Annotated in this window: 23 protein-coding genes; 7 read left to right on the top strand and 16 right to left on the bottom strand. The window is 42.8% G+C overall.

Annotated elements, in window-relative coordinates; all coding sequences use genetic code 11:
- Positions 1-51: 51 nt before the first annotated feature.
- From DXX92_RS05150 to DXX92_RS05105, 10 genes are all read right to left on the bottom strand, one after another.
- Complete coding sequence (locus tag DXX92_RS05150; RefSeq protein WP_115999467.1) at positions 52-1,155, bottom strand: flagellar basal body P-ring protein FlgI; 1,104 nt, start codon at positions 1,153-1,155, stop codon at positions 52-54.
- Between the two features lie 36 nt (positions 1,156-1,191).
- Positions 1,192-1,872: a flagellar basal body L-ring protein FlgH gene (flgH, locus tag DXX92_RS05145; protein WP_115999466.1), complete on the bottom strand. Its 681-nt coding sequence runs from the start codon at positions 1,870-1,872 to the stop codon at positions 1,192-1,194.
- Positions 1,873-1,889: 17 nt separating this feature from the next.
- The gene (flgG, locus tag DXX92_RS05140; protein WP_115999465.1) at positions 1,890-2,678 is read right to left on the bottom strand and encodes a flagellar basal-body rod protein FlgG; all 789 of its coding nucleotides are present in this window, start codon (positions 2,676-2,678) and stop codon (positions 1,890-1,892) included.
- Positions 2,679-2,699: 21 nt separating this feature from the next.
- Positions 2,700-3,443 carry a flagellar basal-body rod protein FlgF gene (flgF, locus tag DXX92_RS05135; protein ID WP_115999464.1) on the bottom strand — a complete coding sequence of 248 codons (744 nt, stop codon included), beginning with the start codon at positions 3,441-3,443 and terminating at the stop codon, positions 2,700-2,702.
- A 269-nt stretch (positions 3,444-3,712) separates the two neighbouring features.
- Complete coding sequence (gene flgE / locus DXX92_RS05130) at positions 3,713-5,059, bottom strand: flagellar hook protein FlgE (protein ID WP_115999463.1); 1,347 nt, start codon at positions 5,057-5,059, stop codon at positions 3,713-3,715.
- A gap of 53 nt (positions 5,060-5,112) precedes the next feature.
- Positions 5,113-5,802 carry a flagellar hook assembly protein FlgD gene (locus tag DXX92_RS05125; RefSeq protein ID WP_115999462.1) on the bottom strand — a complete coding sequence of 230 codons (690 nt, stop codon included), beginning with the start codon at positions 5,800-5,802 and terminating at the stop codon, positions 5,113-5,115.
- A gap of 33 nt (positions 5,803-5,835) precedes the next feature.
- Positions 5,836-6,255, bottom strand: coding sequence for a flagellar basal body rod protein FlgC (gene flgC, locus DXX92_RS05120; protein WP_115999461.1), 420 nt, complete (start codon positions 6,253-6,255; stop codon positions 5,836-5,838).
- A 2-nt stretch (positions 6,256-6,257) separates the two neighbouring features.
- Positions 6,258-6,656 (bottom strand): flagellar basal body rod protein FlgB, encoded by a 399-nt coding sequence (flgB, locus tag DXX92_RS05115; protein ID WP_115999460.1) that lies wholly within the window; start codon positions 6,654-6,656, stop codon positions 6,258-6,260.
- A 63-nt stretch (positions 6,657-6,719) separates the two neighbouring features.
- A complete protein-coding gene (locus DXX92_RS05110) occupies positions 6,720-7,553 on the bottom strand; it encodes a CheR family methyltransferase (RefSeq protein WP_115999459.1) in 834 nt (277 codons plus the stop codon).
- Between the two features lie 34 nt (positions 7,554-7,587).
- Positions 7,588-8,517: a chemotaxis protein gene (locus DXX92_RS05105; protein WP_115999458.1), complete on the bottom strand. Its 930-nt coding sequence runs from the start codon at positions 8,515-8,517 to the stop codon at positions 7,588-7,590.
- Between the two features lie 177 nt (positions 8,518-8,694).
- On the opposite strand from DXX92_RS05105, the gene flgA reads away from it, so the two are divergent.
- The 3 genes from flgA to DXX92_RS05090 all read left to right on the top strand — a co-directional run bounded on the left by flgA (position 8,695) and on the right by DXX92_RS05090 (position 10,217).
- Entirely contained in the window at positions 8,695-9,387 is a 693-nt protein-coding gene (gene flgA, locus DXX92_RS05100) for a flagellar basal body P-ring formation chaperone FlgA (protein ID WP_115999457.1), read from the top strand.
- A 74-nt stretch (positions 9,388-9,461) separates the two neighbouring features.
- The gene (gene flgM, locus DXX92_RS05095) at positions 9,462-9,779 is read left to right on the top strand and encodes a flagellar biosynthesis anti-sigma factor FlgM (protein ID WP_115999456.1); all 318 of its coding nucleotides are present in this window, start codon (positions 9,462-9,464) and stop codon (positions 9,777-9,779) included.
- Positions 9,780-9,788: 9 nt separating this feature from the next.
- Positions 9,789-10,217 carry a flagella synthesis protein FlgN gene (locus DXX92_RS05090; protein WP_115999455.1) on the top strand — a complete coding sequence of 143 codons (429 nt, stop codon included), beginning with the start codon at positions 9,789-9,791 and terminating at the stop codon, positions 10,215-10,217.
- Between the two features lie 257 nt (positions 10,218-10,474).
- On the opposite strand, the gene pssA is transcribed toward DXX92_RS05090, so the two are convergent.
- Entirely contained in the window at positions 10,475-11,314 is an 840-nt protein-coding gene (gene pssA / locus DXX92_RS05085; protein ID WP_115999454.1) for a CDP-diacylglycerol--serine O-phosphatidyltransferase, read from the bottom strand.
- Positions 11,315-11,605: 291 nt separating this feature from the next.
- On the opposite strand from pssA, the gene DXX92_RS05080 reads away from it, so the two are divergent.
- Positions 11,606-12,067, top strand: coding sequence for a DUF4124 domain-containing protein (locus tag DXX92_RS05080; RefSeq protein WP_115999453.1), 462 nt, complete (start codon positions 11,606-11,608; stop codon positions 12,065-12,067).
- Positions 12,068-12,254: 187 nt separating this feature from the next.
- On the opposite strand, the gene clpB is transcribed toward DXX92_RS05080, so the two are convergent.
- The 3 genes from clpB to rluD form a co-directional block, all read right to left on the bottom strand.
- Positions 12,255-14,831, bottom strand: a complete 2,577-nt coding sequence (gene clpB, locus DXX92_RS05075) for an ATP-dependent chaperone ClpB (RefSeq protein ID WP_115999452.1) — start codon at positions 14,829-14,831, stop codon at positions 12,255-12,257.
- Between the two features lie 224 nt (positions 14,832-15,055).
- A complete protein-coding gene (gene pgeF / locus DXX92_RS05070; RefSeq protein WP_220347626.1) occupies positions 15,056-15,841 on the bottom strand; it encodes a peptidoglycan editing factor PgeF in 786 nt (261 codons plus the stop codon).
- Positions 15,825-16,799, bottom strand: coding sequence for a 23S rRNA pseudouridine(1911/1915/1917) synthase RluD (gene rluD, locus DXX92_RS05065; protein WP_115999450.1), 975 nt, complete (start codon positions 16,797-16,799; stop codon positions 15,825-15,827). Before rluD ends, pgeF begins: the two co-directional genes overlap by 17 nt.
- 154 nt (positions 16,800-16,953) lie before the next feature.
- Here rluD and DXX92_RS05060 point away from each other — a divergent pair, with 154 nt between their 5' ends.
- On the top strand, positions 16,954-17,715 hold the full coding sequence (locus DXX92_RS05060) for an outer membrane protein assembly factor BamD (RefSeq protein ID WP_115999449.1): 762 nt from the start codon (positions 16,954-16,956) through the stop codon (positions 17,713-17,715).
- 83 nt (positions 17,716-17,798) lie between these two features.
- On the opposite strand, the gene glnB is transcribed toward DXX92_RS05060, so the two are convergent.
- Positions 17,799-18,137 carry a nitrogen regulatory protein P-II gene (gene glnB / locus DXX92_RS05055; RefSeq protein WP_115999448.1) on the bottom strand — a complete coding sequence of 113 codons (339 nt, stop codon included), beginning with the start codon at positions 18,135-18,137 and terminating at the stop codon, positions 17,799-17,801.
- Positions 18,138-18,316: 179 nt separating this feature from the next.
- Between glnB and nadE the strand changes: the two genes are divergently transcribed.
- Positions 18,317-19,150, top strand: coding sequence for an ammonia-dependent NAD(+) synthetase (gene nadE, locus DXX92_RS05050; RefSeq protein WP_115999447.1), 834 nt, complete (start codon positions 18,317-18,319; stop codon positions 19,148-19,150).
- A 95-nt stretch (positions 19,151-19,245) separates the two neighbouring features.
- Positions 19,246-19,794 (top strand): GspH/FimT family pseudopilin, encoded by a 549-nt coding sequence (locus tag DXX92_RS05045; protein WP_115999446.1) that lies wholly within the window; start codon positions 19,246-19,248, stop codon positions 19,792-19,794.
- Positions 19,795-19,939: 145 nt separating this feature from the next.
- Here DXX92_RS05045 and DXX92_RS05040 read toward each other — a convergent pair whose 3' ends face one another.
- On the bottom strand, positions 19,940-20,248 hold the full coding sequence (locus DXX92_RS05040) for a TapY2 family type IVa secretion system protein (protein WP_147301931.1): 309 nt from the start codon (positions 20,246-20,248) through the stop codon (positions 19,940-19,942).
- Positions 20,249-20,258 lie beyond the last annotated feature (10 nt).

Below are 20,258 nucleotides of genomic sequence, written 5' to 3'. Positions count from 1 at the left end.
AACTAAGCTAATACCTGCAACTTACGCCAGAGCTCGCAATACGTGTGTAGGCTAGATAATAATTAGCTCACCACGCAATGCGCCAGCCTGATCAAGGGCTTCTAAAATAGCCATCACATCACCTGGACCCGCGCCTATTTCGTTAATAGCGCGCACTAAGGTGTCTAAAGTCACACCTGGATCGAAAACGAACATACGAGAATCATCTTGATTAACATCGATAATGCTATTTTCTGTCACCGCAGTTTCACCTTCTGCAAAAGCATCCGGTTGAGTAACTTCCTGCTGCTCGTTAATCGTTACCGTAATGCCACCATGAGTAATTGCCGCAGCGAGTAATTTAACTTCTGAGCCAATAACTATTGTCCCTGTACGTGAATTAACGATAATTTTTGCTGCCGGTGAGTCAGGCTCAAATTCAAGATTTTCTATCATCGATAAAAAACTAACGCGGTCTGATGCATCGCGCGGCGCTGTAACTTTGACGGACGTTGCATCTATTGCACGAGCCGTGCCAGCGATAAAGTCATTGATGGTATCTGCCATGCGTTTAGCTGTCGTAAAATCTGAACTTCTCAAATTAAACGTAATGTGATCGCCCGACATAAATGCTGATTTGATCTCTCGCTCAACCGTTGCGCCATTTGAGATACGACCAACAGTAGGCGTATTAATCACAACACTTGAACCATCTAAACCCTCAGCGCCTAAACCACTTACTACTAAGCTACCTTGCGCAACGGCATAGGCGTTGCCGTCAATACCTACCAAAATTGTTTGCAATAATGTACCGCCACGTAAGCTGGCAGAGCTGCCAATTGACGACACCGTAATGTCAACTTTCTGACCTGGCTTAGCAAACGCTGGTAGGTCAGCATGCACAGCAACCGCTGCGACATTCTTAATCTGTGGTTTTAGATTTGCAGGCATCGAAATACCAAAATTACTGAGCATGGTTTTAAAGCTTTGCTCAGTAAACGGCGTTTGTTCACCTGTGCCAGGTAAACCAACCACCAAACCATAACCGACCAGTTGATTCGAACGAACCCCTTGAATATCAGCCAAGTCTTTGATGCGCTGGCTATGCGCGCTAAAAGTAGATAGAAGCGAAACGCTTGCTAATACGACACTGCAAATTTTGATGAATTTATTCATATTAACATCTCCAAGCTTACGAATTGTTCCGTAAGCTTATAGTGGCCACCAAGAACTGTTGAAAAACCGAGTTAACCAGCCTTGCTCTTGCACATCGGCAAAAGTTCCTGTGCCAGCGTATTGAATACGCGCATTCGCGACTTTGTTTGACATAATGGTGTTGTCATAAGTGATATCTTGCGGACGAATAATGCCCGTTAAACGAATGTATTCGTCACCATTGTTTAGGGTCATCCACTTTTCACCGCGGATCATTAAGTTGCCGTTTGGCAGCACACGTAATACATGAACTGAAATATAACCGTTTAAGCTGTTACCTTGATCTGCTCTTGAATCACCGCTGTAATCAGTTTCTTGATTAAAGCCAAATTGAATCGAATCGCCTTTGAATGTCGCGTTACGACCGCCTAAACCAACGATTGGGTCAAGCGTTGCTTCGTTTTCTTTGGTTATTTCTGTCGTCGCGCTTTTTTGTGCTTGCGTGCTTTCATTTAAAATCACCGAAATAATGTCGCCAACGCGGTGAGCTTTCGAGTCAGAATAAATATTGTTGACGTAATTAACTTTGAATAACGAACCAGTTGGTACTACTTCTTCTTCTTCTGGCTCAGGTAAAATAGGCGCAAACTCAGGATCGTCCGGCAGTACTTTAGATTGTTGAACGCTAGCGCAGCCAGTTAACAGCGCCATAATAATCACGATAGTTAGTTGTTTCATCAGGTTAACCTCAACTATTAAAGCTGCTGGTTCAAGTAACTCAGCATTTGGTCGACCGCTGAAATTACTTTTGAATTCATTTCGTAAACCCGTTGGCTCTCAATCAGGTTAACCAACTCTTCCGTAGTATTTACATTTGACGTTTCAAGTGCCCCTTGCACTATCATGCCGTAACCTTCCAAACCCGGCACACCTTGAGCTGGCGCACCACTCACTGCTGTTTCAGTAAATAAGTTCTGACCAATCGGCTCTAAACCTGTTGGGTTGATAAAGTTGACGGTATTAATTTGACCAACAACGGCGTTGTCAGCCTGTCCTTGAATTCGAACCGAAACTTCACCATCTTGCGAGACATTGATCTCAAGCGCATCATCAGGAATCGTAATTTGTGGCTGTAATGGATAGCCAGCACCTGGGGTAACAATGTTGCCTTCTTCGTCCATCGTAAATTGACCATTACGGGTATATGACGAAGTACCATCTGGTAATAACACTTCGAAGAAGCCGTCACCTTGAATCATTAAATCCAACGAGTTATCCGTGGTAATCATATCCCCTTGGGTATGAATTTTTTGCGTTGCCACCACTTTTGCGCCGGCACCTAACATTAAACCCGATGGTAATTCAGTGTCTTGAGCACTGCGTCCACCCGGCTGATTAATTGTTTGATACAGCAAGTCTTCGAATACTGCGCGACTTTTCTTAAAGCCAACAGTACTCGCGTTCGCCAAGTTATTGGAGATAACAGCAATATCTTTTGTTTGCGCATCTAAGCCAGTTTTACTAATCCACAATGCTGGGTTCATACTTCACCTCGAAAAAATAAATTAGAAAGCACGCAATAACGAAGAACTTGCTGAATCAATTTCTTCTGCTGTTTTCATTAGTTTCAGTTGCATTTCAAATTGACGCTGCAACGCAATCATGTCGGTCATTTCATTAACAGGGTTAACATTACTAGCTTCAAGCGCACCGCTTGCTAGTTGCACGGTTACATCAGCTGGCTCAATGTTGCCGTCTTTACGACGAAATAGGCCATCGTTGCCCTTTTCAATGTCTCGTACATCTGGGTTAACCATTTTGATACGGCCAACTTCTTCTTGTGCATTAGCTGGCGCACCTTCTGGCTGAACGGTAATCGTTCCATCACCCGAAATATGAATATTGTTAACCGGAAGCGGCAAAAAAATCGGTCCGGCGTCACCAATCAACAAATCACCATTGCTAGTTTCTAGGCCGCCCGTTTCAGTTAACTTTAAATGACCAGCTCGAGTATAAGCTTCACCGCCATCTGGCGTTTGCACTGCTAACCAGCCATCGCCTTGAATGGCAACGTCAAGATCGCGTCCGGTGGTTTGAATTGAACCGCCGCCAAAATTTTGGCTAGCGCGTTCAGTCATGGAAAACACCCGAGTTGGCAACCCTTCACCAAAAGCCTGCATGGTTCTAGCTTGCGCTAAATCGGCTTTAAAGCCAGTAGTTTTGGCGTTTGCGAGGTTGTTCGCTGTAACCGCTAAAGCGTGCATATTTTGCTTTGCACCGCTCATTGCGACATAGAGCATTTTATCCATTGTGGACTCCGATCAACGTTGCATATTTGTTAGTTCAATATTCTTAAACTAACAAAAGCAAATAAAGTGCCAGAAGTATATGCTTACCGATAAAAAGAAAATCAGAAGAGAATTTGAAGCGTAAAGCGAACGTATAAAGTAGGCGTGAATTATAAAGTAGGTGTGAATTATAAAGTAGGTGTGAAAAATAGAAATCAAAATAAAGCCCCAATAAAACTTGGGGCTTGGTAAACAAAGCTAGATAATTGTTTAGTAAATTTGCTAGTAGACTATCGAATCTGCAAAATTGTTTGGTTTAGCTGGTTATCAACTTCTAATGAACGAGAGTTCGCTTGGAAGTTACGCTGCGCGGAAATCAAATCGATAAGCTCGGCGGTTAAGTTTACGTTTGACTGCTCAAGTGCTGATGAGTTAATGGTACCAAAAGTACCTGAACCGGCTTCACCAGCGAGTGCTTCACCCGAAGTTAAACTCTCTTTCCAAGAAGTACCACCAACCTGCGTTAAACCTTGGTTATTAGCAAAGTTAACCAATGCAACACGCGCTAGAGGTTCAGAAGTACCGTTTGAATAAGTCGCACGAATTAAACCATCATCATCAATATCAAGACCCGTTAATCGACCAACGGCTAAACCATCTTGTTCTAGTGATGTGACTTCAAAACCTGCTGCAAATTGCGTAGGCTCATTTGGGTTACCACCAGTAGTGTCTAAGTTAAAATCAATGGTAATTGTCTGCTGTGGATCCGCGCCATTGGTCAAAATACCAGCACCTAACTGAGCAGTGGTTAATGTATTAGGGTATTGACCTTTAAATTCACCACCCGCAGAAAAGTACATACGCGCAGCACCTGTCGGTATACCAGTACCAGTTGGGGTTGCGTTTGGAGTGGCATTATTGCTACCAGCACCTGTACCCGTATCGTTAATATTAACTTGTTGCCCGTCAACAGCCGTATAAACATCCCACTCGTTAGGTGCTGATTTTTTAAAGTAATAAGTCATTACATGGCTGTCACCTAGACTATCGAACACGGTTACCGAAGTTGAATGGTTGTAGGTTAGCGGATCTGTAATATCAAATGCCGCCGCAATAACCGGATCACCAGCAGGCAAGTTCATGCGAATATCAACTTCACGACTTTGCATTGGGGAACCTGAAGCGGTCGGAATTTGTATCGGTGAAGCAGTACTTAAAGCAACAGACGATGAAGAGCCGTCGCTGTTAACAGGGAAGCCTAATAAGTGACCGCCTTGCGAATTAACCACAAAGTTATCAGCATTTAGCTTAAATTCACCTGATCGCGTATAAGAGCGTTCTAAACTGCTCAATTCAGGCACTGTTGCGAAGAAACCGTTACCTGTAATCGCCAAATCCAGCGCGTTATTGGTAAAACGTATACTACCTTGGGAAAATTGCTGCGCTACTTCTGAGGTAAGTACACCATCACCGGCTTTTGTATTACCTGCTGCCAATAGCGATGTTGCAAATACATCGACAAACTCAGCGCGAGACTCTTTAAAACCTGTGGTGTTAACGTTGGCGATGTTATTTGACGTTACATCTAAATCTTTTTGGGCAGCGTTTAAGCCACTTAGTGCTACATTGAAAGTCATAGTTTCACCTCTTGGAAATCTTTTATTGAATTAACTTACTAAGCTGATTTCGCTTAGCCTTGAGTTACTTCAACAACATCAGATAAATTCATCGTTGAACCGCCGTTCAGGTTCAACACAATATTACCGCCAGCACCTGCTAGCGTTACGCTGTCTACTTTTCGATAAGTCATGGCTTGCAGCTCTGACGCTTGTCCGTCAACTAAGCCTGCTACGCGGAAACGATATGCCCCTTCAGGCGCTAACTCGCCATTTGATGTCATACCATCCCATGTAAAGTTCGACTCACCTGCTGGCACATTGCCAACGGGAACTGTTTGGATAATTTCACCCGCCGTATTTTCAACATAAATATTGACGTTGCTCGCAGGGCTATCAGTCACAATCTTACCTTTTGGCTGCTCACCTGTTGCCATACCAAAAGTATTGTCTTCAACCAAAACGCTTCGACCGACCAAAGAAGAAGCTTGCAACGCCTGGCTTGACGACATTGAATTTGCAAATTGTGCAAATGAGTCATTGAGTCTTGCCACACCATCTGTCGTTGAAAACGCCGTCATTTGCGAAATCATCTCGTTGTTCTCTACAGGCTTGGTTGGGTCCTGATGAGCAAGCTCTTGAGTCATCAAGGCAAAGAAATCTTCCTGGGTTAACATGCCGTTATTATCATCGGCTTCTGGTACCCCAGTCTCTCGTTGCCAGCGAAGGCCGTCTAAACTGCTGCTGCCACTAACTGAATCCATACTCTATCTCACTCTAACTGCTGGTTGAGCCTATTAGCTCTGACCTAATCTCAGGGTTCTGTTCACCATATTCTTAGCTGATTCCGCTAATTGAATATTGGTTTGATATGAACGTGACGCAGAAATCATATTGGTCATTTCTTCCATCACATTCACATTCGGTTTGTAGATATAGCCGTCTTTATCCGCCATTGGGTGGTCGGGTGAATACTCAACGTTAAGCGGCTTATCACTTTCTACAATACCAAGTACTTGAACGCCAACAGAGCCATCTTGTCCTGCGGCAGCTTTTTGCATCTCGGCGGCAAAAACCGGATGACGCGCTCGATAGGTTTGATCGACACTGCTACTGACGCTGTCAGCGTTGGCAATATTACTAGCCGTGGTGTTCAATCTGACCGATTGCGCCGCCATGCCTGAGCCACTGATATCAAATACATTAAATAAGCTCATATTTATTGCCCTCCAGATAGCGCTTTTTTCAGCCCTTTAACTTTAGAATCTAAAAATTGCACACTGGCTTGATACTGTAATGTGTTTTCTAGATACAAGTTTCGTTCCACTTGTACATTTACAGTATTACCATCACCTGTATCTGGTTGATCTGGAACGCGAAATCCTTCACCAGCAGTCATTTCAGTACGGATATTAAAGTGCTTTTCGTGAGTGCGAGCCATGCCCGCTTGTTGATTTTTTGCCGCACCGGCAAGTGCGTCTTGGAAGTTCATGCCCTTGGCCTTATAGCCAGGGGTATCGGCATTAGCAATGTTACTTGCAATTATTTCAGCGCGCTTGGCACGCAACATCATCCCTTGCGGGTGAATTCCGAACGCTTTGTCAAAACTAATAGCCATAATGCTACCTCCAAATCATTTGAAAGTAGCAATACAATTACTATGCCAACATTAGCGTCAAATTTATGATTGCTTTTGATATACGATGCCTGGATTACACCTAAGCATATCAAATTGTTGATTTAATCCAGAAAGTGACTCAGAGGCACCAAGGAATAAGTAGCCATCTTTATTGAGCACGCCGTGAATTTGAGAAAGGATTTGTGCTTTAATTTCCGGTGAGAAATAAATGAGTACATTACGACAGAAAACGATATCGAATCGGCCAATCAGACTATAGCTATTCAGCAAGTTTAGCGGGCGGAAACTCACCAGCTTTCGAACTGATTCTTTGACCCTAAGCATGCCGTTATCACCAGGTTCAAAAAACTGACGCTTGCGCTCTTGTGAAAGCCCTCGCGCAAGTGCTAGGCCGTCATAATGGGCATATTTACAATGCTCAAGCATAGTATTTGAAATATCTGTGCCAACAATTTGAACCCCACCAGGAAAAGAGCCAGGCTTAGATTGCATGTATTCAAGTACCGTCATGGCAATCGAATAGGGCTCTTGACCAGACGAGCTGGCCGCAGACCAAATCTTTAATGGCATACGCTGGTTAGCAAAATCAGGTAAAATTTTGCTTTTTAACAGCTCAAAAGGATAATCATCACGAAACCACAAAGTTTCATTGGTTGTCATCGCATCAATAACCGCTGCACGCAGCTGACGCTCCATGGGGCTAAGTGTGCGCTGCACAAGCTCAGCCAATGAAGCAACCTCAAATTTTGCCATCAGTGGCGCTAAGCGGCTTTTTACTAAATACTGCTTATTATCACCCAATACGATTCCGCATTGTTGTTCAAGAAAGGTTCTAAAGTCGTGATAACTTTTGTCATCTAATTGTCTAGCTGGCACTGCAATGTCCTAAAAGCAAACTAAGAAAAGAGGATTAGTCTTCAATTTTTAACCACTTTTTCACTGCAGTTGCTAATTCGTCAGGGTGAAACTTCGGAATAAAATCTTCCGCTCCAACTTTTTCAACCATGGCATTGTTAAACACACCGCTTAGTGAGGTATGCAAAATAACCGGCATCGAACGCATTTTTTCATTGCTTTTGATTTCTGCGGTCAAGGTGTAACCGTCCATTTCTGGCATTTCAATATCAGAAATTAATAAGGCAACTTTTTCTTCGATAGTATTACCGCACTGCTCTGCAATTTCATTGAGTTGATTAAGGGCATCTTGACCATTTTTAGCCAATACCATTTTAAGTCCTAGTGGCTCAAGCGCTCTCTTGACTTGGTTTCTCGCAACGGTCGAGTCGTCAGCAATCATGATCACACGCTCACCCAAGCTAGCACCAACAGAGGCATCAGCAACCTCTTCACTCAAGTCGGTAGACACTGGGTTGATTTCGTTAAGAATCTTCTCAACATCTAAAATTGACACCATTTCTTTGTCAATTTCAGTGACGGCTGTTAGGTAACTAGACTTACCAGCACCTTCTGGCGGCGGCATAATGTCTTGCCAGCTCAGTGTAGTAATACGCTCAACCCCAGCAACTAGGAAGCCCTGAACACTGCGATTATATTCGGCGATAATAATAAAACAGTTTTCCGTTAACGGTATTTCAGGACCACCAGTGGCCTTACTTAAGTCGATTACAGAAATAGTTTGCCCACGAATGTGCGCAACACCTTTGATAAAAGGATCTTGGTTTGGAAGCGATGTTAACTGAGGGCACTGCAACACTTCACGTACTTTAAATACGTTAATGCCAAAACGCTGTGGTCCAATTAATTTAAAAAGCAATAGCTCGAGTCGGTTTTGGCCAACTAACTGAGTACGTTGGTTTACCGAGTCTAAAATGCCCGCCATAGTTACCCCTTAATCTCATGTGCAACAGAAAAGGCACAATTCTTGTTTACTATTAATTTAACATTAGTCTAAGCGCCTGTTTTTTGACAGCGCCGTTAAATACTTGAGTTAAAACTAAGCCATTTGATATTAAGCATAGTCGAGTATTTAACGTCAATAACACGATGACACGTAAACATGAGCAAATCGAAGATTCTTTTCACTTTTTTAACGCTGTGCTATCAGCTTCAATCGCAAGCGATTGCCACCAGTTTTGATCGAAACTTTATTGAAGGCCTCGCTAAACGTTCAGTTGAGGATAGCTTCACACATGTTAGTGATCGTAAAGTCTCCGTTACTGCCGCCAAGCTCGACCCTAGAATAGTGATCAAACCTTGTGACCAGAATTTGCAGGCCAATATACCTGATATTCATAACAGTAGAAACGTAAATGTTAAAATAACTTGCGAGGGATCAAGCCCCTGGAATCTATATGTTCCTGTGAAAGTGACGATAGATGCCCCGGTAGTAGTTGCTAAATATGCAATCGACCGCGGTAGCATGCTAACCCCTGATAATATCCAAATTGCTTACATTGATGAAAAACGCTTGCGGGGTGAGGCTATAGGCGATGTAAACAGTCTCTATGGCGCAAAAGCCAAACGCAACATTGTGAAAGGTAAGGCAATATCCCCTAATCACGTTTGTTCTGTATGCAAAGGGGATAATGTGACACTCATCGCTCGCAGTAGTACCTTTAGTATAAAAACATCGGGAACATCAGTTTCCAATGGCCACGTTGGCGATAAAGTGCGAGTTAAAAATAATCGCTCTGGTAAACTCGTTACCGGCCGAGTCAGTGGCGTTAATAAAGTGACCATTAATTTGTAAATAATGATAAAGAAATTCAGTAATTGGCCGATAATATTATAGAATGAGTAATACACAACATGCAGGTGTAAGAAATGGCTATTAATATCAACAACTTGAGTAATAACAATCAAGTTAATCGTACTGTGCAGCAGCAACAGAACGACGTAAAGAACCAAGTCGACCAAAAAGCGGTTAACACATCTCAGGCGACAAGAGTTAGCCAAGATTCAGTGTCACTAACACCGCAAGCACGACAGTTGAACGATATCCAAAAGAAAAATGGTGATGCGCCACCGGTGAATCAAAGAAAAGTTGATCAACTAAAAGAAGCAATTCAATCAGGTGCTTATAAGGTAGATGCAGAAAAGCTAGCGCAAAGCATCGCCAAATTTGAATTTGATTTACTATAGAGAATAACAATGAGCTCAAGCGTCTCACAGCAATTACTTAATAAACAACTAGAACAACTGACTGCTCTAGAGCAGTTGTTGAACGACGAAAAAGAATTGCTCACGCAACGAGACCCTGAGGCTTTAAATAAGCTTACCGAACAAAAAAAGGTATTGCTTGAAGCGATTGAAGCGTTAGACGCTAATATCAGCAAAAATCCACAGTTTTTGGCGGACAAAGCGCAAAACCTGCTCGATGATTCGCTTAAAGAAATTCAAGCTACCCTGCTCCGTTGTCAAGAGCTCAATATCATCAATGGCCAAGTGATTACTCATTCACAACTTGCCGTTGAGCGCATGAAAACTACCCTATTAGAGCGTCACAATCGCTCTTCAATGACTTACGATAATAAAGGTAAGAAACACGCAGGGCTAAGCAGTCTAGATATGAAAGCCTAGATATCAAAGCCAAGTAAAGAAGCTTGGATATAAAAGCTTGAGCACAATCGCTTAACCTGAAGTATACCTATTCTCAATTAGCTAGCCTGTAATCATATTTTAGGTGATGTTAGCTAGACAAATCCTCAAGTCTAAGCCGGCGAAACAAAAACATTACCTATAAAAAACGCCAACATTAAGTTGGCGTTTTTTTATAGGTAATGTTTTTAGCTTTGCTAATCAATAAACTTACTGATTAACAAAATCAAAACGGCAAGTTATTTTTGCTCAGTTTTACTGCTAGCAGCATCTACTGTTTGGTCACTATTTGCAGTGTCCTTTTTGCTATCAAAGTCTGCGTCATGATCTTCGTCACCAACTACATGTTCTAATTTAAGCTTTTTCACTGAGCGAACCGTTGTTATTGGGCCTGAACATGCATACAAAACAAACACTGCCATTAACAGTTCAGCGGGGCTAGAAGCGACAACCACAAATACCAAGACAATCAGTAAGACAACAATAAAGCTAACCTTGCCTTTCCAATCAACTTCTTTAAAGCTGTTATATCTAAAGTTACTCACCATTAATAAACCAGTAACTATGGTCAATAAACCCATAATAAAGCCATAGTCTTGGCCGTTAAGTTGATATTCCGTACCTACCCAAACAATACTCGCAATAACACCAGCCGCTGCTGGGCTTGCTAGGCCTTGGAAATAACGTTTATCCGCAACCCCTACTTGGGTATTAAATCGTGCTAAGCGAAGCGCTGCGCCAGCAACAAAGACAAAAGCCGCAAGCCAGCCAAATTTCCCCATACCTGAAAGCGCCCAATTGTAGGCCACTAACCCTGGCGCTATGCCGAAAGAAACCATGTCAGCCATACTGTCATACTCGGCACCAAATTCACTTTGGGTATTGGTAATACGAGCAACTCGGCCATCTAGCCCGTCAAAAATCATTGCCACAAAGATAGCAATTGCAGCAGCTTCGAAATGATTATTCATTGACGAAACAACCGCGTAGAACCCTGAAAACAAGCCTGCCGTAGTTAGTAAGTTCGGCAATAAATAAATACCTCGGCTTTGGTTCACATTAGCATTAGGCGAAGTCATATAAGCGAGAAATGTCCTTGTCTGATAAAAACAGCTAATTTAGCACATCTCTTTTAGCGCCGCATTACGTAAATTTAGCAACAGATTAATTCAAATAGGCACGGTAAGCTCAAAACATCTGAGATGTTCACTTTGCAAGCCCAATACTGATAATTAATCAATTTACAGCTTTGCGTGCGGTGAGTTAGAGGTAAGAAAAAACGCTGTCAATATATCAACTTAATGTTTAAGATGGGTTAAACTTTATTCAATGCTGTTGGCTGGGAAGTTTGCTAGTAAAAGGCCTTAATTATGTACAAGTTGATTCCAACACTTTGCCTGCTGTTATTCACAATGTCAGGAAACGCTCAAGATACAACTGTTTACCGCTGGGTTGATAAAGACAATATTGTGCATTTTAGTCACCAGCATCCTAACGATAAAGATTTTGCCAAAGTCGATGTACGCGTTGCTTATGCGCCAGTAGTTCCTGACGGCGAAAAAAACTCATTTGTTGATGATTGGTTGGCAGAAAGGCAAGCACAAAAGGAAGCTAAGAATGAGCTCGAGCGTGCGCGCCAGGCTTCAGAGTTAATTGAAAAGAACTGCCAAGCAGCACAAGTTAATTTGAAATTGCTTGGTGGTTTTGAACGAATTTTATTAAAAGAACCAGACGGCAGCTCTCGTTTACTAACGCCAGAGGAAAAGCAAGAACAGCGTATGCTGAATAAGCAGCATGTCGATATATACTGTGATGGTAACGATAATAGCTAATGCAGTTTAGCTGCTATAACTTATTCAGTTAACAGCAGTAACCAATCATCAAAAGGTAGTAGCTATCAAGCTACTACCTATAACCATTACCTAAAAGCACAACCTAAAGACACGACCCAAAATCCCTCAGTATAAAATTACCTACATTTACACTTTACTTCTTACGCTAAAATTATCGAAAACATCACTATTCAGTAGTAAAAGTAAATTTGTCATCGGCAAATTGCACAACGATTTTCTGGCCCTTTTCAAACTGTCCTGCCAGTAAACGCTGCGCCATAGGGTTTTCAATATCTGTTTGAATCGCACGCTTTAACGGCCTAGCGCCAAATAGAGGATCAAAACCAACCTCGGCAATTTTTCTTAGTGCACTGTCGTCAAGGTGCAAACCAAGCTCTTGCTGCGCTAAGCGCGCTGATAAAGATGCAATCTGAATCTTAGCAATTTCAACTATTTGCTCTGCGACTAATGGATGGAAAACAACGGTATCATCAACACGATTAATAAATTCAGGTTTAAAGTGTTGGCTAAGCTCCGCCATCACCGAGGCTCGCATTAATTCGTATTCATCGTCACCGCTATAGCTTTGTATTGATTCCGAGCCAATATTGGAAGTCATAATAATGACGGTGTTTTTAAAATCTACCGTTCGCCCCTGACCATCAGTTAAACGGCCATCATCAAGCACTTGTAGTAAAATATTGAACACATCAGGGTGTGCTTTTTCAATTTCATCGAGCAGCACTACCGAATAGGGCTTTCTGCGCACAGCTTCTGTTAAATAACCGCCTTCTTCATAACCCACATAACCAGGAGGAGCCCCCACTAGTCGAGCAACGGAGTGTTTTTCCATAAACTCAGACATATCAACGCGAATCAAGGCATCTTCTGTATCAAACAAGAATTCAGCTAGCGCTTTGGTCAGCTCTGTTTTACCAACACCTGTCGGACCAAGGAATAAAAAAGAGCCTATTGGCTGGTTAGGATCTGCCAAGCCTGCTCGTGATCGGCGAATGGCGTTAGCAACAGAAGCAACGGCTTCAGACTGGCCTATTACGCGCTGATGAAGTTCGTTTTCCATACTGAGTAACTTTTCACGCTCTTCAGACAGCATTTTGGCCACAGGGATGCCAGTGGAGCGACTAAGCACGTCAGCAATTTCAATTTCAGTCACTTTATTACTCAGCAAGCTCATTTCTTGCATTTCCGCTTGGCTGGCTAAATCTAACTGCTTTTCAAGTTCAGGGATCCTGCCGTATTGCAGCTCAGACATACGATTCAAATCGCCCGCACGGCGTGCTGAGTCCAAATCTATTCTCGCTTGTTCAAGTTCTGCTTTGATAGTTTGCGTCCCTTGCGATGCTGCTTTTTCAGTAGTCCAAATCTCATCTAGCTCGTCATATTGCTGCTGCGTATCTTTAATTTCTGCGTTAATGGCGTATAGACGTTTGATTGACGCATCGTCAGTATCTTTCGCCAAGGCGCGTTGCTCTAATTTAAGCTGAATAAGTTTACGCTCTAATTTGTCCAAGTTTTCTGGCTTAGAGTCCATTTGCAAGCGAATACTGGAAGCCGCTTCATCAATCAAGTCAATTGCCTTATCGGGTAATTGACGATCGCTGATGTATCGGTGAGAAAGTGTTGCAGCGGCAACAATTGCCGGATCGGTAATATTCACCGAATGATGCAGTTCATAACGCTCTTTTAGACCGCGTAAAATCGCGATAGTGTCTTCAACACTTGGCTCATCAACGATAACTTTTTGGAAGCGGCGCTCAAGCGCTGCGTCTTTTTCAATGTACTGACGATACTCGTCGAGTGTTGTCGCTCCAACACAGTGTAAATCACCGCGTGCAAGTGCTGGCTTCAGCATATTTCCAGCATCCATTGCACCATCGGCTTTGCCTGCGCCGACCATGGTATGTAGCTCATCAATAAACAGAATGACTTGCCCTTCTAACTTAGACAACTCATTCAATACTGCTTTTAAACGCTCTTCAAATTCACCACGATATTTTGCGCCCGCCACCAGTGCGCCCATATCAAGCGACAATACCTGTTTGTTCTTCAGCCCTTCTGGCACTTCGTGATCAACAATACGTTGCGCTAAACCCTCGACAATGGCGGTTTTACCAACCCCTGGGTGACCGATAAGTACAGGGTTGTTTTTTGTGCGACGCTGAAGCACCTGAATTGCACGACGAATTTCATCGTCACGACCAATTACAGGATCTAGCTTACCTTGCTCTGCACGCTCGGTGAGGTTAATCGTAAATTTATCGAGCGCCTGTCGTACATCTTCCGCATTTTGATCGTTAACGTTTTGACCACCTCGTATACGCTTAATGGCATCTTTGAGCCGCGCTTCTGTCGCCCCTAGCGACTTTAAAATCTGGCCTAGCATGCCAGTATCTTCTAGCGCAGCTAATAAAAACACATCAGAAGAAATGTAAGCGTCTTTTAATTTTTGTGCGTACTTATCACAAAGGTTTAGCAAGTTACCGGTTGTTGATGAAAGTTGAACTTCACCACCAACACCGTGAACTTTTGCCAGCCCATCAAGCGCCTTATCAACTTGTTTGCGCAGCGAGCTAACATCAACCCCAGCACTTTTTAACAAAGGAATAACGCTGTTGCCAGATTGCTTTAGTAAGGCCATCATTAAATGTAGTGGTTCAATAAACTGATGATCTCGCCCCAATGCTAATGATTGCGCATCAGAAATAGCTAATTGGAAAGACTGAGTAAACCTGTCTAAACGCATACAAACCTCGGTTCTCGATAATTACTGGTCAGCATTAGCAAGTGTAAAATGATAGTGATTTAGCTCACTGTAATTTGCTAACGCTTTAAAACTAACATTATCTATAGGGGCTTAACGGTTAAAATCAAGTATAGGTAGGGTGTGATGTTGATTTAAAACAAGCTTTTAAGGTTCTTTGGAGGAGCTAATAATATTCAGAGAGGCTAACAGTAGCAGCGTAAGCACTAGTAATCGTTGCGGCAGATAATACTTGCCATACGGCCTGTGACGCTTTCGCGTCGGTAAGAATAATATTGCTGCGCCATAGAATAGGTGCAATGAGGCAGGCTGGCTACCTCAACAATACCTGAAGCACTGAGTAGACATTGCGCAATTTGATGCAGGTTCGCCAAGTATTTTTGAGCAGACTGAGGCACTACCTGAAAAGCATCTACCGTTGCCGGGTTAAGGTTTACAAATGTGTTTTTAACTTCACAGCCAACTTCAAAAGCTCTTGGGCCAATACAAGGGCCTAACCAAGCCACTAATTGCGCGACAGGTGTGTTCATCGCTTCAACAGTTTTCGCAATTATATTTTGCGCTAATGGTCGCCAGCCACCATGAATTGCGGCAATGACTTGCCCTGACTTATCGGCAATTAAAATAGGCAAGCAATCTGCCGTCATTACCGCTAAGGCAATATTAGGGCTTCGCGTTATCGCTGCATCTGCGGTAATTGGTGCCACTTGATATTGATCGACAATAGCAACATTACTGCCATGGACTTGCTCAAGCCATTGAATGTTTGTACCAGCTGGTAAATCTTTAGCAAGACTTGCTCGGTTGGCATTCACTTGTTCTGGGCTATCGCCAACATGCAGCCCTAAATTAAAGCTATCGTATTGACCGGCCAGCGCCAACTCGCCAGCAAGCTCGCGAGTCGTCGTAAATGCCGTGACATGGCGAGCCGGCCATTCAACAACAATTTTGTGGCTAGCCATATTGTGCTCAGCGTTAGTAGTCTTGCTCACTGTTAAGCTTAGTGTCTTCTTTTAATAACTCGACGAGTTCAACAAAATCATCAGGAATGTCGGCGCGCCATGTCATTAACTCGCCCGTGATTGGGTGATACAGAGATAACATTGCGGCATGTAACGCCTGACGTTTAAAATTACGCAAGAATGTTAGCAACTCAGGCGTCGCATTTTTAGGTGGTCTTGGACGACCATTGTATAACGGGTCACCTACTAGCGGGTGCGTGATATGTGCCATATGCACACGAATTTGGTGAGTACGACCCGTTTCAAGACGCAGTCGTAAACGCGTATGTAAGCGATACTTTTCCATCACACGGTAATGGGTAACCGATGGGCGCCCCGACATCGTCACGGCCATATGAGTGCGCTTAGTTGCATGACGCCCTATTGGCTCATCTACTGTGCCACCTGCGGTCATAATGCCGCTGGCGATCGCTTCATATTCACGCGTAATTTCACGCGCTTGTAAAGCATCAACTAAATTCGTTTGCGCCGCAATGGTTTTGGCAACTACCATTAACCCCGTTGTGTCTTTATCTAAACGATGAACAATACCTGCGCGCGGAATTAGCTCTAGTTCAGGACAGTAATGTAATAAAGCATTAAGCACTGTGCCATCTGGGTTACCTGCACCTGGGTGAACCACGAAGTCCGATGGCTTGTTAATGACCAGAATATCATCATCTTCGTAAACAATGTTTAGCGGAATATCTTGCGGTTCAAAGCGCACTTCCGCTTCAATGGTGGCATCAATTTCAACGGTTTCTTCACCAAACACTTTTTCGCGCGCTTTGGTGACAACCTTGCCGTCTAACTTAACATTACCCGCTAAAATCCATTCTTTTAGGCGTGAACGCGAATAATCAGGAAACATTTCCGCTAATGCTTGGTCTAAACGTTTTCCTAAGCAGGATTGTGGAACAGTTTCTTGATGTTGGATAATTTCGGCCATTAAAATCTCTTTGCTATCAAATTAGTATTTGCACTGTGCAAGGCAAGAATGCTGAGTTAGAATGCTGCTCAACAAAAAAAGAAAAGCATTTTACCCTTTTGTTTAGGGCTTTCATAACAATTTTAACGAAAACAACCTAGTGATAATCGAGTCTATGGATAAATTGACCTTAAGAGCTTTAGTGTTAGCCGCAGTAGTATCGCTTGCTGGCTGCTCTTCTTCTGATACTGATATTGAAAAAGTACCTGACCGTTCCGCCCAAGCATTGTTTGTTGACGCCCGCGAAGCGCTTGATAACGGCTTATATCAAAAAGCTATTCAAATTTTATCTGCTATTGATTCTCGCTTTCCATTTGGCCCTATCTCGCACCAAGTGCAATTAGACTTATTGTTTGCTTATTATAAAACAGGTAATTCCGAGCAAGGTATTGCGTTAGCCGACCGCTTTTTACGATTAAACCCTAAGCATGCTAACGTCGACTATGTGTACTACATGCGCGCTTTAATTAACGTGGCAACTGAAGAAAACTTATTCCAAGATTTAGCGGGTATTGACCGCTCAGATCGCGATCCAAGCGCATCACGAGATGCCTTTAAAGATTTGCGTAAAATCGTTGATGAGTACCCAGACAGTAAATACGCTGCTGACGCGAGAAAGCGAATGATTGCGATTAAATCTCGCTTAGCTCAATACGAACTTGCAGTCGCTAAATTTTACTTAAAGCGTGAGGCTTATGTCTCTGCCGCTAATCGTGCCCGCTATATCGTTGAATACTATGCACCAACGCAAGAAACAGAAGCGGCTCTTGAGCTGATGGTTGAATGCTATCAAGCATTAGGATTAGACGAATTAAAACGAAACACACTGCAAGTTATTGCGGCTAACTACCCTAATAACCCATTGTTAAACAATTAGTCACTCGATTACCAGCGGGTATAAAAAAAGCTGCATCTGCAGCTTTTTTTTATTGTTCGGCTCAGAGGAAAGAGAGTTAGCGTCTAAATAGCTGCTTCGTCTTCTTCACCAGTGCGGATACGGATAACACGCTCAACATCAGTGACAAAGATTTTGCCATCACCAATTTTACCTGTTTGCGCACTTTCAATAATGGCGTTAACACAGCGCTCAACATCATCAGATGCCACGACAATTTCAATTTTCATTTTTGGCAGAAAATCCACCATATATTCCGCGCCGCGATATAGCTCAGTATGACCTTTTTGGCGACCAAAGCCCTTCACCTCTGACACCGTCATACCGGTAATGCCAATCTCGCCCAATGCTTCGCGTACATCATCCATTTTAAATGGCTTTATAATTGCCTCAATTTTTTTCATTTTCACGCCTTAATAATTTTTACAGCTACGTTTTTATTATATGCCGATAATTAAAAAACAAAATAACTAAGCGCTGAAAACTCAACCATTTGAATTATTTTCACGTATAAATGGTATGCACAAAACGCTGTGCTTTTTGATACACTCAGCTTAACTATTTTTGATACCAAGGATTAACAATGAATCAGCAAGTGATCATTGAAGAAATGAAAGTGTTACCCGAAATCGACCCTGCATATGAAGTAGAGCGCAGAGTAGCCTTTATCAAAAAACAACTAACCTCTTCCTCACTTAAGCACCTTGTATTGGGCATCAGTGGTGGTGTCGACTCATCCACTTGCGGCCGTTTAGCGCAACTTGCCGTTGACGAGTTGAACCAAGAGCACGCAACTGAAGAGTACAAATTTATAGCGGTCAGACTGCCTTATGGTATTCAGGCTGATGAAGAAGACGCTCAAACTGCGCTTTCTTTTATCCAACCAAGCCATGTGGTAACAACCAACATCAAAGCAGGCGCTGATGGTATTAACCAAGAAACCTTAACCGCTTTAGAAAGTGCACAACTGCTTAGTGCAAGTGAAAGCCAAATCGATTTTTCAAAAGGTAATGTAAAAGCGCGTAGCCGCATGGTAACTCAGTACCACATTGCAGGCATTCTCGGTGGCTTAGTGATTGGCACAGACCACTCTGCTGAAAACATTACAGGCTTTTTTACCAAGTGGGGTGATGGCGCATGTGACCTAGTACCGCTTTTTGGTCTTTCAAAGCGCCAAGTTAGACAATTAGCTAAGCACTTAGGTGCTCCCTCAATTTTAGTAGAAAAGGCACCTACCGCAGATTTAGAAGACCTAGACCCTGGCAAGAAGGACGAAGATGCATTAGGCCTTAGCTATGACCAGTTAGATGACTTCTTGGAAGGCAAAGTAGTTTCTGACGAGGTTCGTGACCACATCGTAGCCATCTACAACAAAACTCAGCACAAGCGCCTTGCGATTCCCACAATCTACGACTAGAGCTTGATTTCTAGCATCGACCATTTGGTGTTCCTAGCCAACAGTGGTATAACTGTTGGCTAGGATTTAACCGCTCGTAGTTAAGGTGGCTGAGTATGAAAATATCAAAAGGATTTACACTCGTAGAGTTAATGGTTGGAGTTGCCATCATAGGAATCGCGCTCGCGGTAGCATTACCGAATTTTAACAATTGGATTGTGCAAATTCGCGTAGACAACGAAATATCTCAAATCCATCGCCTACTGCTCACCGCAAGAAATACCGCTATAAACTTAGAACATGAAGTCATTGTGTGCCCGTTAGATGGAAAAAGCTGCGTAGATGATTGGTCGCGTGAAATAAGTGCGTTTGTTGATGTGAACAATAACGGTGACTATGATTCGGCAGACAATGAAACGATTATTCGAGTAAAAGCCGCAATTGATGAGGGCGACGCCTTAACCTTTCCAAGGGGTAGTCTGACTTATCAGCCGACTGGCCAAGCAGGAGGCGCAGCAGGAACTTTTGCTTATTGCCCTAAAAGCCTACCACAGTTCAACCGCGGGGTTATTGTCTCTTTGCGAGGTAGAGCTATTCAAACACGAGACACGGATAATGACAACATTGACGAAACAAGAGCTGGTGCTGATATCACTTGTGAGTAGTCTCCTCTTATCAGTATGGGCTGGTTGATTTCTATTTTTATAAGTCGTAATAGTAACTTATACAAGTGATTTAGTGGCTTTCCAAAACATGCTGCTTATTACATGTTATTAGCTTATCAGCCAAAGGAAGTCGTTAGCCATTCTATTACTGTGGTAGGCTATCTTCTAACAAGTTCGCTTTATTATCTGTAAACTTTTGACTAAATGGTACACATTCAAATACATCAAATATTCTTATAGTACTTCGTTTTTTTATTATTTTTTTATTTTTCTTAAGCTTATCAAAGTAAGTTGGACCTTGGTGAACAGGCATTATTTTATAATGAATAATTTGGTCTCCTCCTAATAATTCGATGTGGCATTTAAGACGTGCTTTTTCGTTTTCTTTTGCAAAACCAATATTAGAAGTTAGCAAAGCGGCTAACCCTAGACCAATAACTACTGTGCTTCTCATTTTGTTAACT

It is taken from the genome of Thalassotalea euphylliae, assembly GCF_003390395.1.
Classification (GTDB): Bacteria; Pseudomonadota; Gammaproteobacteria; order Enterobacterales; family Alteromonadaceae; genus Thalassotalea_F; species Thalassotalea_F euphylliae_C.
The sequence above is the reverse complement of the archived record's forward strand: the minus strand, read 5'-3'. Positions and strand labels throughout refer to the sequence as shown.

Coding starts and splice junctions, on each gene's coding strand:
- glnB (WP_115999448.1), bottom strand. CDS start 18,137: ATGAAAAAAATTGAGGCAATTATAAAGCCATTTAAAATGGATGATGTA.
- DXX92_RS05045 (WP_115999446.1), top strand. CDS start 19,246: ATGAAAATATCAAAAGGATTTACACTCGTAGAGTTAATGGTTGGAGTT.
- flgE (WP_115999463.1), bottom strand. CDS start 5,059: ATGACTTTCAATGTAGCACTAAGTGGCTTAAACGCTGCCCAAAAAGAT.
- DXX92_RS05125 (WP_115999462.1), bottom strand. CDS start 5,802: ATGGATTCAGTTAGTGGCAGCAGCAGTTTAGACGGCCTTCGCTGGCAA.
- flgB (WP_115999460.1), bottom strand. CDS start 6,656: ATGGCTATTAGTTTTGACAAAGCGTTCGGAATTCACCCGCAAGGGATG.
- nadE (WP_115999447.1), top strand. CDS start 18,317: ATGAATCAGCAAGTGATCATTGAAGAAATGAAAGTGTTACCCGAAATC.
- DXX92_RS05090 (WP_115999455.1), top strand. CDS start 9,789: ATGAGCTCAAGCGTCTCACAGCAATTACTTAATAAACAACTAGAACAA.
- flgG (WP_115999465.1), bottom strand. CDS start 2,678: ATGAACCCAGCATTGTGGATTAGTAAAACTGGCTTAGATGCGCAAACA.
- flgA (WP_115999457.1), top strand. CDS start 8,695: ATGAGCAAATCGAAGATTCTTTTCACTTTTTTAACGCTGTGCTATCAG.
- flgH (WP_115999466.1), bottom strand. CDS start 1,872: ATGAAACAACTAACTATCGTGATTATTATGGCGCTGTTAACTGGCTGC.
- DXX92_RS05150 (WP_115999467.1), bottom strand. CDS start 1,155: ATGAATAAATTCATCAAAATTTGCAGTGTCGTATTAGCAAGCGTTTCG.
- DXX92_RS05060 (WP_115999449.1), top strand. CDS start 16,954: ATGGATAAATTGACCTTAAGAGCTTTAGTGTTAGCCGCAGTAGTATCG.
- flgM (WP_115999456.1), top strand. CDS start 9,462: ATGGCTATTAATATCAACAACTTGAGTAATAACAATCAAGTTAATCGT.
- pssA (WP_115999454.1), bottom strand. CDS start 11,314: ATGACTTCGCCTAATGCTAATGTGAACCAAAGCCGAGGTATTTATTTA.
- rluD (WP_115999450.1), bottom strand. CDS start 16,799: ATGGCCGAAATTATCCAACATCAAGAAACTGTTCCACAATCCTGCTTA.
- flgF (WP_115999464.1), bottom strand. CDS start 3,443: ATGGATAAAATGCTCTATGTCGCAATGAGCGGTGCAAAGCAAAATATG.
- clpB (WP_115999452.1), bottom strand. CDS start 14,831: ATGCGTTTAGACAGGTTTACTCAGTCTTTCCAATTAGCTATTTCTGAT.
- flgC (WP_115999461.1), bottom strand. CDS start 6,255: ATGAGCTTATTTAATGTATTTGATATCAGTGGCTCAGGCATGGCGGCG.
- DXX92_RS05080 (WP_115999453.1), top strand. CDS start 11,606: ATGTACAAGTTGATTCCAACACTTTGCCTGCTGTTATTCACAATGTCA.
- DXX92_RS05105 (WP_115999458.1), bottom strand. CDS start 8,517: ATGGCGGGCATTTTAGACTCGGTAAACCAACGTACTCAGTTAGTTGGC.
- DXX92_RS05040 (WP_147301931.1), bottom strand. CDS start 20,248: ATGAGAAGCACAGTAGTTATTGGTCTAGGGTTAGCCGCTTTGCTAACT.